Genomic DNA, 11,752 nt, shown 5'->3' on the forward strand with positions numbered 1-11,752 from the left:
AATAAAAAATGATAGAAATACATAAAGTACCCTCTCCATGTTTTGTGATGGAAGAAGAGTTATTACGAAAAAATTTATCGCTGATCAAATTGGTAAAAGATCGTACAGGTGTCAATATTATATTGGCATTTAAGGCTTTTGCCATGTGGAAATCATTTCCTATTATCAGAGAATATATCCCATATTCTACAGCCAGTTCGGTATTTGAAGCACAGTTGGCTTACGAGGAAATGAAAAGTCCGGCACATACATTCTCGCCGGCATATACAAATGAAAACTTCCCTACATTTCTAAAATATAGTAATCACATTACATTTAATTCATTAACTCAGTTCGAACGGTTCTATCCTCAGGTTGAATCAGATGGAAATAAGGTGTCGTGTGGAATACGTATCAATCCCGAATATTCGGAAGTTGAAACCGATTTATATAATCCATGTGCTCCCGGATCTCGTTTTGGCGTAACGCCCGAGGTTCTTGGTGATCAATTGCCCGAAGGTGTCGAAGGGTTGCATTTTCATACGCTTTGTGAGTCTTCGTCTTATGATTTGGAGAAAACGTTGAATGTCGTAATTGCTAAATTCGATAAGTGGCTGAAGCAGGCTAAATGGTTGAATATGGGCGGAGGTCATTTAATGACCCGTGATGATTATGATGTAGAGCATCTAGTTAAGTTGTTGTTGGCTTTAAAGGAGAAATACCCGCATCTTGAAATCATAATGGAGCCGGGAAGCGCTTTTGCCTGGCAAACAGGGGTATTGGTGTCAACGGTAATAGATGTGGTGGAAAATCAGGGAATAAAAACTGCAATTCTGGATGTTTCTTTCGCATGTCATATGCCCGATTGTTTGGAAATGCCGTATAAGCCAAAAATCAGAGGAGCATATCATGACCCTGTACATGGTAAGCCTACCTATAGGATGGGAGGGAATAGCTGCCTGAGTGGCGATTTTATGGGCGATTGGTCTTTTGACGAGCCTTTGGCGATAGGCGATAAAATTATATTTGAAGATATGATTCATTACACCATTGTTAAGACAACCATGTTTAATGGAATATCTCACCCTGCTCTTGCGTTGTGGCATCAGGATAACAGACTCGAGATATATAAGGAATTTGACTATACGGATTATAAAAACAGAATGAGCTGATTGGGATGAAAGGAAGAAAGCCTAAAATCCGTATAATTTAATTATATGTATATCTTCTATTTCCTGATTATCTGGAATATCGTTGTTTTCTTTCTGTATGGATTGGATAAACGTAAAGCAAAGACTAATAAATATAGAATTAGTGAAAAAACATTGCTCCTTAGTTCCTTTTTATGGGGAGCTACAGGGGCTTTTTTAGGAATGCATGTCTTTCGTCATAAGACTAAGCATGCGAAGTTTAAGATTCTTATTCCAATATTCTTAGTTCTCAACTGCGTTTGTTTCTATTATCTCCGGGGTTATCTTTTGATAAAGTTATAGAACTAAAGATTCAAAGCCTTGTTTTCTTCTTTAATTCTCCAAGCTAACATCAAACCATTGAGCAGGGTAAAAATAACTGCTGTATAATACAGGTGGAATATAAGGGGGATAATTGCGATTTCGGCAATAACGATAATATAGTTGGGATGTTTTACATACCTATAAGGGCCTCTTCTTATCAAGGGAAAACGGTTGACCCGATAGATTTTCGTATTCCAGAATTTACCCAATGAAAGGATAACCCATGCTTTTAAAGCCATCAGTACAAAGAATAGAATAAGTAGACGTATACTATAGCGCATAGTTGCAGCAATAGAGTAATCAATAATAGAATATTCAACGATTAAGGAGATAATAAAGAGGACGTGAAGCCCTACAATAAAAGGGTAGTGCTTTTGTCCATATTCAATTGCCCCATGTTGTAACAGCCATTGTTCATTCTTTCGGGAGAGAAACAGTTCACCGATCCGTAGCAGGATAAGAAATAAGATAAAAAAGGAAAATATCATATGATGTCAGTTAGCAGTTATCAGTCAGCAGTTACAAGGCTTGTTTATTTATAACTGTTGACTGATAACTGATTATTGTTGACTGTTTAATAAAACCATCTCACACGAGAAGCCGGGTCCCATTGACATCATCAGGCTATGACCGTTTTCAAACCCTTCGGTGAAGAATCTCTCTAATACATACAATACGGTCGAGCTCGACATATTGCCATAGCCTTTCATTATCTCCCGTGTATTTTTAAGGAAGTCGCCTTCCACGGCTAATGCTTCCTGATAGGCTGTAAGTACTTTCTTGCCTCCCGGATGGAAGATGAAATTTTTAATATCAGACAGTTTCAACTGGTTTTTAGCCAAAAACGAAGTCACATCATTATTTACATTCTTAGCAATAATAGAAGGAATACCCGAAGAAAATAGAACCTTAAAGCCGTTATTCCCAAAATCCCATCCCATAATATCGAGAGTGTCAAAGTACAACTTGCTTTGGCTGTCGATAAAGGCAATTTCTTTTTCGGTTTTATTTGTATGATTATCGCCCGTTATCAGGCAGGCTGCGACTCCGTCGGCAAACAGGCTGGCTCCTATAAAGTTGCTCTTACTGAAATCGTCACGCAGAAAAGTCAGAGAACATAACTCGGCAGCGACTAACAGCACTACGGCATCGGCATTCGCTTTAGCCAAAGTACAAGCCTTTGCGTATCCCGCAACACCTCCGCCACAACCCAACCCGAAAACAGCCATATGATTGATGTGCTGATTAAGCCTCATTTTGTTGATTATTAATGCGTCCATACTGGGGGTTGCTAAACCTGTGGTAGATACAAAAATGATATCGGTAATGTCATCCTTATTGATTTGTGCGGAAGAGATACACTTCTCGATCGCCTCCACGGAATATTCGAGGCATAGCCGGATATACTCCAGATTCTGCTCCTGAAAAGTATGTACTTGCGAATAATAATCGAGTGATTTACAGAGATTCCTGGTTGCAATTTCGGTATTATCAAACGCACTCATCATCCTTTCTACTTCGGGAAAAGAAGCTGAAAATAAGTTTTTCGCATACTCCTTTACGTCCTGTTGGCTTGTTTTGAAAGGGAAATCTATTTTGGATATTGCTGCTAATGAAGGCATGGTTTTGTAGTTTTATTATTAAGCGATATAACATAAGTCCTGCATCATCAAAAGAAGCAATAAGACTATGTCGTAACTTTGTTGTATTAAACAAATGGCAGGAGGGAATAGTTCTAGTCAGAATAAAAGGGCTTCAGATAATCGTTCATTATCCGAAGCCCCTTTTACTATTTTAATAATATTGACAGTTTATCTAATTGCCGTGAGATTAAACTCATTCTGCTTTCTTTTTCGTCTTTAAATCCATTATTGGCAAGTACTCGCTTGTAAGCATGTCTTTTATTTTATCATATGGTAAACTCACTTGTACTAAACCATCCGAATAGGGGGCTACTTCGTAACTGTTATACACATATACAATTCCACGATTGTCGAAGTAGAAATTTTCACTGGGGACTATTGCATCCGGTTCAAGGAGTGTAATAGTATCACCTTGGGAATTTAATGTTTTCGCTAATTCTTCTTTGATGTATTCGGTGATCTTATCTTTGGTGCCACTTTTGAAAAGTTTATTTTCTTTTATGACCGAACCGTTTCGAGTGTCGATATTGTAATAAGCAATATATTGAGAGCCGTGTGCACCACCCATATATTCGTTTGTTTCGGTTCGGGCTGTGATGGTAATATCGGTAGTGTCAAATACGGAAGTTATTACATTTTTATAATAATCGGAAAGGTCGCTTCTATCCCTTATTGCTAATTTAGCAATATCCGTACTTTCGTTAATAGACCTTCTTGTAAGCGTATCGAATGCACTTTGTGGTGAGAGGTCTTTATATTCGTCTCCGGCAAAAGCTGTAGCAAATTGAGATTGTATCAGATGAAGAAGAGAATCATTTCCTATCTGTGATGGGTAGTTGAATTCGAAACTTAATTTTATTCCTCCTTTTGTTGAATCATTGTCAAGGAATATTCTTTTCTCAAGACTCAATTTGTCAAATTTCCATTTTTCGCTTGCAGGAGCGTTCGGTTGTGTTTTTTTACAGGAGGTAATTGCAATGATTACCAGTAAAAAAGCTAAACTGATTTTTTTCATAATCGGGCTATTTATATTTTATTAAGAACAAATGTAAAATAAAAACGCAATAAGGACATAATAAGTTCAATTAACTAACGTTTATAAAGAGTAATTAGTAATCAAGGGAATCAAAAGTAATAAAATTGGGGAAAGCCTATGGATGAGAAATCTACACAAGTAACAGGCGATGAAAAATTAGTAGAAATGTTGAGAGAAGAAAATGGGCCATCAGCAGAGACGTTAAAATTTTTAAGAATGTTTGCGCATAGTTATTATGCCGAACCATCGCTGCCCGAAGCACTCAGTACTACATGCTTAAATTGAAATTGTAGTTTTGAACAGAAAACAACAGTCTTTCCTATAAATGTAGGGAAGGCTGTTTTTTTATTATCTTTGTTGTATATAAGTTATAACGCTGCATTATGAGTCATAAAATATCACCCTCGCTTCTTTCTGCGGATTTTCTGAATCTGCAAAAAGATATTGAAATGTTAAATAACAGTGAAGCCGATTGGTTGCATTGTGATGTAATGGATGGAGTATTCGTTCCTAATATATCCTTTGGTTTTCCTGTATTGGAACGAGTTAAGGAAATAGCTAAAAAACCTTTGGATGTGCATTTAATGATTGTACAACCCGAAAAGTTTATTCAACAGGTAAAAGATATAAATGCGTATATGATGACTGTGCACTATGAAGCATGCACGCATCTGCATCGTACGGTAGGAGCGATACACGAGGCCGGAATGAAAGCCGGTGTAACACTTAATCCACATACTCCGGTCGAACTTCTGGAGGATATTCTGGAAGATATTGATATGGTTCTGATTATGTCTGTAAATCCGGGATTTGGCGGGCAAAAATTTATAGAACGTTCGCTATCGAAAGTATCACGTCTTCGCCGCATGATTAATGAACGCAATCTTTCTACTCTGATAGAGGTGGATGGCGGAGTGAATCTGGAAACGGGTAAACGTTTACTTGACGCGGGAGCGGATGTGCTTGTTGCCGGTAATGCCGTGTTTTCTGCACCTGATCCTACACAGATGATTCATCAGTTGAAAAATTTATAAGATTTATATCTGAGATTGGGGTATGGATAAAATGACGAAATCGCCGTTTTTTCGATTGTTATTACCTCTGGTCTCAGGTATCGTAATCCAGTATTATTATCACATAGGGAAGTGGGGTATAATTCCGATAGTTTTAGGACTTGGAATTATGCTCTATTCTTATTTTGTACCCGAAGCCAAAAGGTTAAGCCGACAATTTGTATTTGGTTATGGTGTGTATTTGATGATGTTGGGCATAGGGATTAGTTCTACTATGATCAGGCAGCAAATATCAGCGTTCAATTTTCAGGATGTTAGTGAAGTTTACACTGCTACCGTTATTGATCTGCCTCAGGAAAAACCGAGATCGTATGCTTATAAAGTAAAACTGAAAGATTCCGATAAGCAGATTGTCTGTTATTTTTCGGAAGATAATATACTGAATAAACTGAATGTAGGTGATACCTTTACTTTCTTTTCGCAGATACAATCCTTTAAAAACAGGGGCAATGCCGATGAGTTTGATTATGCCCGTTATATGTATAATAAAGGATATGCAGGAATGACTTTTGTCAGATCAGACAGATGGCAGAAAGAAGGGTACTCAGATAACAATCTGTTTATGAAGGCGACCCGGTGCCGTCAGTATATCCTTAAGGTATATGAATCTCTCGATTTGACTAGAAATGAATATGCTATGCTCTCGGCTCTGACACTGGGATATACGGATGCATTGTCGGATGAGATTGTGGAATCGTTCAGAGCGACAGGTGTCGCACATATTTTAGCTGTGAGTGGGATGCATGTGATGATTATTTTTACAGTCATTACATCCTTGTTGGGGTTTATCTCCCGACATTCGAGATATCATTGGGTGAAGCAGGTAACTGTTATCCTGTTTTTGTGGACGTATGTTTTTGTGATTGGTTTTCCGCCTTCGGCTCTTCGAGCCTGTATTATGCTTACTGCATTTTGTGTTGCCGATATGAAGGGTGTTAGAAGTTACTCCTTCAATACATTGTTTGCGACTGCTTTTCTGATGCTGGTCTGGAATCCCTTCTGGCTTTTTGATATGGGCTTTCAATTGAGTTTTCTCGCCGTTTTATCTATGCTCTTCTTTATGCCTGTATTGTCGAAAATGATACCTGTCAGAAATAAGCAGTTGAGATATTTACGGGATATCTTTAATGTTTCTTTGTCTGTACAATTAGGCGTGTTTCCTCTTTGTTTATACTATTTTGGAACGTTTCCGGTTTATTTTTTTATAACCAATCTCATTATTATTCCTCTTATAACTCTAGCTGTTTATGATGCAATTCTTATTGTGTTTTTAGCAGCGATAGGGACTGTAAATTCTTCACTGGCGGGTTATTTGTATTATCTGCCGATTCAATTATTTAAGCTATTGGTTAAGGGGACTACTTGGGTTTCATCATTTTTTGAACACTTGCCTTATGCTTCTTTGCAGAACCTGAAGCCTTCTTTTATTGGTCTGGTTTTGTTGTGGGTTATTGTTGTATCTACAACCTATTTCTTTGTAAAAAGAAAACCAAAGGCTTTGATTGTATCTTTGGCAAGTGTTTTAGTTCTTATAGGATTCGCGATCAAAAGCACTATTGATAATAAGAATACATTGATTGTTTATAACCGACTGCAATCAACACAAGTCACATACTATATTGGCTACTGTAAAGATGAAATAACAGGGGTAGATAATCATCGGCTTGTAGTCTTGAATGGCTTGAAATATCTGATAGTGGCACAAGATACATGGAAAGGCAGGTTTCCGACTCAAAAAATGAAGGTTGATTACTTGCATTTAATAGAAAATGAATCACTATCCTTATATTCTCTTAATCAAGTGTTTGATGTAGGTAAAGTTGTATTGGACGGTTCTTTGTCAGAGAAAACTTTAAAAAGATTTGTGTTAGAATGTGAAAAATTACGAATTCCGTATTACGATGTATCTGATAATGGAGTTTTACGGATATTTTTTTAGTATTTTTGCACAATTGTGTTTTAACTAAGGCCGTAAGCCTATTTGCTATTCTAATTAATTATAGCAAACACAGTTTGTTGTAATTGAATTTAGTGTAGCAATATATATCATTTTAGGAGTAATGTTTACAAAAATAATAGATCAGGATAAGATAACCAAAGTAGCGGATTTAATTGATAAAGCGGATAAAGCTGTTATTGTAACACATGTTTCGCCGGATGGAGATGCTATCGGTTCTTCTTTGGGATTGTATCATTATCTGATTGATCAGGGATTGGATGCAACTATTATAGTGCCTAACGAGTTTCCCTATTTTTTGAAGTGGCTTAAGGGTTCGAAGGATATTCTTATCTATGAGAAGTATCCTGAGTTTGCCGAAAAGCTGATTAGCGAAACAGATCTTATATTCTGTCTGGACTTTAATGTGCTGAGCCGTATCAAAAATGTAGGGGTTGCTGTAGAAGCATCTAAGGCGAAAAAGGTTTTGATAGATCACCATCCATATCCTTCAGACTTTAGTAATGTTTGTATTTCTCATCCGGAGATATCGTCAACCAGCGAATTGGTGTTCAGATTGATATGTCGTATGGGTGATTTTGAGATGATGAGTAAAGACTCTGCTGAAGCGATCTATATGGGGATGATGACCGATACAGGAGCATTTACATATAATTCGAATGATGCACAGATATATTATATAATTGCTCAGCTTTTAAATAAAGGAATAGATAAAGATTTTATTTACTCGAAAGTATATCATAGTTATACAGCCGACCGATATCGTATGATGGGGCATATGCTGTCTGAACGTATGAAGATCTATGAAGAATACGGAGCAGGGCTGATATGGTTAGATAATGAAGATCAGAAGAGATTCAATTCCCAAAAAGGAGATACCGAGGGGTTTGCTAATCTTCCATTAAATATACAGGGGGTAACTTTTTCCGTATTTTTGCGTGAAGACGATGATATGATAAAGGTATCACTCCGTTCGCAAGGCGATTTCCCATGTAATACATTTGCTTCTCAGTGTTTCAATGGTGGTGGTCACCTGAATGCTTCGGGCGGTGAGTTTTTCGGATCGTTGGTTGAAGCAATCGATCTTTTTGAGCGTACCCTTCCGGAGTATGCTGATTTATTGATAAGTAATAAAAATAATCTAGAGAAAAAATGAAAAAAGTACTAGGTCTGGTTTGCTTTTTTATTGGTTTATGTGTCGCTTTCGGTGCTTGTAGTAATACAGAAACCTATGCTGATAAATTAAAAAATGAACGTAAAAATATTGCCCGTTTTATCAATGAGCATAATATTGTTGTTTTAAGTCAATACCCGGCTAATGGAGTTTTTGAGGAAAATCAGTTTTTTAGAGATCCTGTTACCGGTGTTTATATAAATGTAATAGATTCGGGCAATGGCAATAGGGCAAGTGTGGCTAAGCGCTCATTAGTGACTGTGAGGTTTTCGGGGGCAATGACAGTGCCTGCAAACGAATTGGATACTAATACTAATAATGTGTCGGGACTACAACCTATGACATTTAACTATGGTATTTCCGGTACTTATTCAAGTACTAATCAGTATCTACCTGACTATTTTTTCTTATCCCAAGGTATTATTGCTCCTTTAAGGTTTGTAGGAGAAAACGCCAGAGTTAGCCTTATAGTTCCTTTTGCACAAGGTTCTACTTACCAATTAGCTGCGTTCCAACCTATGTATTATGAGATGTTACACTATACAACAATTATTAACAACTAATCTATATTTCTATTATGGCATTAATTAAATCAATATCAGGTATCAGAGGTACTATCGGCGGGTATGCCGGTGAAGGACTGAACCCTCTTGATGCTGTTAAATTTGTGTCGGCTTATGCCACTTTTATTCGGAAAAACACAACTGCCGGCAGTAATAAGATTGTAGTCGGTCGAGATGCCCGTATCTCGGGAGCTATGATGGAACAAGTCGTAGTGGGTACACTTATGGGAATAGGTTTTGATGTTGTAAATATAGGATTGGCAACAACTCCTACAACAGAATTGGCTACTGCTATGGAGGGTGCATGTGGAGGAATTATCCTTACAGCGAGCCACAATCCGCGTCAGTGGAATGCGCTGAAACTTCTTAATCAAAACGGAGAATTCCTTAATGCTGAAGAAGGTGCAGAAGTATTACGTATTGCCGAAGCCGAAGAATTTATTTTTGCAGATGTTGATCATTTGGGGAAAATTACAAACAAAGATTATACGGATGCACATATCAAAGCAGTACTCGATCTTAAATTAGTAGATGTTGCTGCAATAAAAGCTGCTGATTTTAAAGTAGCCATAGATTGTGTAAACTCGGTAGGAGGAATCGTTGTACCTAAATTGCTTAAAGCTTTAGGTGTAAATAATATAATAGAGCTCAATTGTGAGCCTACAGGTGATTTTGCTCATAACCCTGAGCCTTTGGCTGAAAATTTGACGGAGATTTCAGATCTAATGAAGTCAGGTAAAGCAGATATTGGTATCGTTGTCGATCCCGATGTTGACCGTTTGGCTTTGGTGGATGAGAAAGGTGAGATGTTTGGCGAAGAATATACTTTGGTGGCTGTTGCCGATTATGTGTTGAAGCATACTCCGGGCAATACGGTATCTAATTTAAGTTCGAGCCGTGCCTTACGTGATGTTACTAACCGTTATGGTATGCAGTATAATGCTGCCGCAGTGGGAGAAGTAAATGTAACTACCAAAATGAAAGAAACCAATGCTGTAATTGGTGGTGAAGGTAATGGAGGGGTTATATATCCTGCCAGCCATTACGGACGCGATTCATTGGTGGGTATTGCATTGTTTTTGACACATTTGGCACATGAAAAGAAAACTGTAAGCGAATTACGTGCGACTTATCCTGAATATTATATTGCGAAACAAAAGATCGAGTTAACTCCCGAAATAGATGTCGATGCAATATTGAAAGCAGTAAAAGATAAGTTTTCATCTTATGATGTAACCGATATAGATGGCGTGAAAATTGATTTCCCTGATAAATGGGTGCACTTGCGTAAATCGAATACAGAACCGATTATCCGTATCTATTCGGAAGCTTCAACGATGAAGGATGCTGAAATTGCAGGAGCTGAGATTATTGAAATTATAAAGTCTCTAACAAAATAGAGTTTTCGAAAAAGTAAATAGAATCGGCTTGTGTCATTGCAAAAAATGATGCAGGTCGATTTTTCCGTCTGAAAAGACAGGTGTATTATATTACAAATAGGTAACTACTCTATTCGTTTTTAGAGCTATATTTAGGAAATAAAAGGAGTGTCCAATAAAACTTGCAGAAACATAAATAGTTTAAGTCAGATGAAAGAGAAACTAGTCAGTATAGATGAAATTCGCAACGTACATCCTGTTTTTAGAGGGCGTTTTGGAAATATTCTTATTAAGATAGCGATGAGCCTTACAGGTTTAAATAAGGTTAATCGTATTTATGATACATCTAAACAATACGAAGGTGTTGAGTTTTGTAACCATCTTTTAAAAGATGTCGGAGTGAATATTGTTGTCGAAAATTCAGAAATTCTGAATCAGTTCGAAGGACAGGCATTTATTACTGTATCCAATCATGCATACGGGCATATTGACGGAATTACGGCAATTGACGTTGTAGGTTCTATACGTCCGGACTACAAAATGATGGTTAATTTTATTCTGGGAATGATAGACACTATGTCGATGCACTTTATTGCGGTTAATCCTTATCAAAGTGGAAAATTAGCCAATAAATCGAGTCTCGATGGAGTAAAACAATGTATCAGTCACATAAAAGGAGGCCATCCTCTCGGATTCTTTCCTGCGGGTGCGGTTTCAAAAACGAAGATAAGGAAAGGTAAAATGATTGTTCGGGACAGAGAATGGCAGCCTTCGGTCATAAAATTGATTAAAGGTTCTAAAGTTCCTGTCGTTCCGATGTACTTTAGTGGGAAGAATTCATGGTTTTTCAATTTTCTGGATCTTGTGGATTGGCGATTACGGAGCTTGCGTTTAGGGCATGAGGTATACAATAAAAAAGGAAAGACAATGCGTGTTATTTTCGGAGAACCTATTATGCCTGATGAAATAGCAAAACATACTGATCTGGAAGAGCTGGGAAATTTCTTAAAAGATAAAACTTATGCTCTGGCTAAAGACGGAGAATAAAGGTAAAGGTATAAAAATACCGGTTTTTTATCTATCAGTTAGCTATGAATAAGGAACATTCAACAAGGAAAAATAAAACTCATAAAAAAAGTGTTACTTTTGTTACCTTTGTAACCTTTTGAATGGTTGTTGATTGATTATTAGTGATTTAAGAAAGTCTCAAAAGTGACATTTATTAGTCGTTTACCGGCTGTTTTTGTTACTTAATTGTTTACTTCCTGTAACTAATGATCCCTTTATTGTAGAACTTTTCACCTGCTGATTTTATTTGATGTATATAAACAGAAGTTGTCTTTTTGGGAGATTCGTTTGTTTGAGATCAAATTAAATATGTAAATTTGTCAGTATAGCTGTTATCAGTTATCAGTTAACAGTTAACAGTCTCGG

12 protein-coding genes are annotated in these 11,752 nt (G+C 37.1%); 9 read left to right on the top strand and 3 right to left on the bottom strand.

The window, feature by feature from the left end; all coding sequences use genetic code 11:
- The first annotated feature begins 8 nt into the window (after positions 1-8).
- Both nspC and CLV62_RS07900 read left to right on the top strand, forming a co-directional pair.
- Positions 9-1,151, top strand: coding sequence for a carboxynorspermidine decarboxylase (gene nspC, locus CLV62_RS07895; protein WP_110310236.1), 1,143 nt, complete (start codon positions 9-11; stop codon positions 1,149-1,151).
- Positions 1,152-1,196: 45 nt separating this feature from the next.
- Complete coding sequence (locus tag CLV62_RS07900) at positions 1,197-1,472, top strand: DUF1294 domain-containing protein (protein WP_110310237.1); 276 nt, start codon at positions 1,197-1,199, stop codon at positions 1,470-1,472.
- A gap of 2 nt (positions 1,473-1,474) precedes the next feature.
- Here CLV62_RS07900 and CLV62_RS07905 read toward each other — a convergent pair whose 3' ends face one another.
- The 3 genes from CLV62_RS07905 to CLV62_RS07915 form a co-directional block, all read right to left on the bottom strand.
- Positions 1,475-1,981, bottom strand: a complete 507-nt coding sequence (locus tag CLV62_RS07905) for an isoprenylcysteine carboxyl methyltransferase family protein (protein WP_110310238.1) — start codon at positions 1,979-1,981, stop codon at positions 1,475-1,477.
- Between the two features lie 72 nt (positions 1,982-2,053).
- Entirely contained in the window at positions 2,054-3,115 is a 1,062-nt protein-coding gene (locus tag CLV62_RS07910; protein ID WP_110310239.1) for a type III polyketide synthase, read from the bottom strand.
- Positions 3,116-3,329: 214 nt separating this feature from the next.
- Positions 3,330-4,151, bottom strand: a complete 822-nt coding sequence (locus tag CLV62_RS07915; protein ID WP_110310240.1) for an RsiV family protein — start codon at positions 4,149-4,151, stop codon at positions 3,330-3,332.
- A 138-nt stretch (positions 4,152-4,289) separates the two neighbouring features.
- Here CLV62_RS07915 and CLV62_RS21695 point away from each other — a divergent pair, with 138 nt between their 5' ends.
- The 7 genes from CLV62_RS21695 to CLV62_RS07945 all read left to right on the top strand — a co-directional run bounded on the left by CLV62_RS21695 (position 4,290) and on the right by CLV62_RS07945 (position 11,365).
- Positions 4,290-4,457: a hypothetical protein gene (locus CLV62_RS21695; RefSeq protein WP_170120036.1), complete on the top strand. Its 168-nt coding sequence runs from the start codon at positions 4,290-4,292 to the stop codon at positions 4,455-4,457.
- A gap of 98 nt (positions 4,458-4,555) precedes the next feature.
- A complete protein-coding gene (gene rpe / locus CLV62_RS07920; RefSeq protein ID WP_110310241.1) occupies positions 4,556-5,206 on the top strand; it encodes a ribulose-phosphate 3-epimerase in 651 nt (216 codons plus the stop codon).
- Between the two features lie 22 nt (positions 5,207-5,228).
- Positions 5,229-7,184 carry a ComEC/Rec2 family competence protein gene (locus tag CLV62_RS07925; RefSeq protein WP_110310242.1) on the top strand — a complete coding sequence of 652 codons (1,956 nt, stop codon included), beginning with the start codon at positions 5,229-5,231 and terminating at the stop codon, positions 7,182-7,184.
- Positions 7,185-7,305: 121 nt separating this feature from the next.
- Positions 7,306-8,358 (top strand): DHH family phosphoesterase, encoded by a 1,053-nt coding sequence (locus CLV62_RS07930; RefSeq protein WP_110310243.1) that lies wholly within the window; start codon positions 7,306-7,308, stop codon positions 8,356-8,358.
- Positions 8,355-8,939: a DUF4827 domain-containing protein gene (locus CLV62_RS07935; RefSeq protein WP_110310244.1), complete on the top strand. Its 585-nt coding sequence runs from the start codon at positions 8,355-8,357 to the stop codon at positions 8,937-8,939. Before CLV62_RS07930 ends, CLV62_RS07935 begins: the two co-directional genes overlap by 4 nt.
- Positions 8,940-8,953: 14 nt before the next feature.
- Positions 8,954-10,339 carry a phosphoglucosamine mutase gene (glmM, locus tag CLV62_RS07940; RefSeq protein ID WP_110310245.1) on the top strand — a complete coding sequence of 462 codons (1,386 nt, stop codon included), beginning with the start codon at positions 8,954-8,956 and terminating at the stop codon, positions 10,337-10,339.
- Positions 10,340-10,528: 189 nt separating this feature from the next.
- Positions 10,529-11,365, top strand: coding sequence for a lysophospholipid acyltransferase family protein (locus CLV62_RS07945; protein WP_110310246.1), 837 nt, complete (start codon positions 10,529-10,531; stop codon positions 11,363-11,365).
- Positions 11,366-11,752 lie beyond the last annotated feature (387 nt).

It is taken from the genome of Indolivaga alginatilytica, from assembly GCF_003201355.1.
Lineage (GTDB): Bacteria > Bacteroidota > Bacteroidia > Bacteroidales > Dysgonomonadaceae > Dysgonomonas_A > Dysgonomonas_A alginatilytica.

Excerpts from the sequence above, each read along its gene's own strand:
- CLV62_RS07945 (WP_110310246.1), top strand. The coding sequence starts at position 10,529 with ATGAAAGAGAAACTAGTCAGTATAGATGAAATTCGCAACGTACATCCT.
- nspC (WP_110310236.1), top strand. The coding sequence starts at position 9 with ATGATAGAAATACATAAAGTACCCTCTCCATGTTTTGTGATGGAAGAA.
- CLV62_RS07905 (WP_110310238.1), bottom strand. The coding sequence starts at position 1,981 with ATGATATTTTCCTTTTTTATCTTATTTCTTATCCTGCTACGGATCGGT.
- CLV62_RS21695 (WP_170120036.1), top strand. The coding sequence starts at position 4,290 with ATGGATGAGAAATCTACACAAGTAACAGGCGATGAAAAATTAGTAGAA.
- CLV62_RS07915 (WP_110310240.1), bottom strand. The coding sequence starts at position 4,151 with ATGAAAAAAATCAGTTTAGCTTTTTTACTGGTAATCATTGCAATTACC.
- glmM (WP_110310245.1), top strand. The coding sequence starts at position 8,954 with ATGGCATTAATTAAATCAATATCAGGTATCAGAGGTACTATCGGCGGG.
- CLV62_RS07925 (WP_110310242.1), top strand. The coding sequence starts at position 5,229 with ATGGATAAAATGACGAAATCGCCGTTTTTTCGATTGTTATTACCTCTG.
- CLV62_RS07910 (WP_110310239.1), bottom strand. The coding sequence starts at position 3,115 with ATGCCTTCATTAGCAGCAATATCCAAAATAGATTTCCCTTTCAAAACA.
- CLV62_RS07900 (WP_110310237.1), top strand. The coding sequence starts at position 1,197 with ATGTATATCTTCTATTTCCTGATTATCTGGAATATCGTTGTTTTCTTT.
- CLV62_RS07930 (WP_110310243.1), top strand. The coding sequence starts at position 7,306 with ATGTTTACAAAAATAATAGATCAGGATAAGATAACCAAAGTAGCGGAT.
- rpe (WP_110310241.1), top strand. The coding sequence starts at position 4,556 with ATGAGTCATAAAATATCACCCTCGCTTCTTTCTGCGGATTTTCTGAAT.
- CLV62_RS07935 (WP_110310244.1), top strand. The coding sequence starts at position 8,355 with ATGAAAAAAGTACTAGGTCTGGTTTGCTTTTTTATTGGTTTATGTGTC.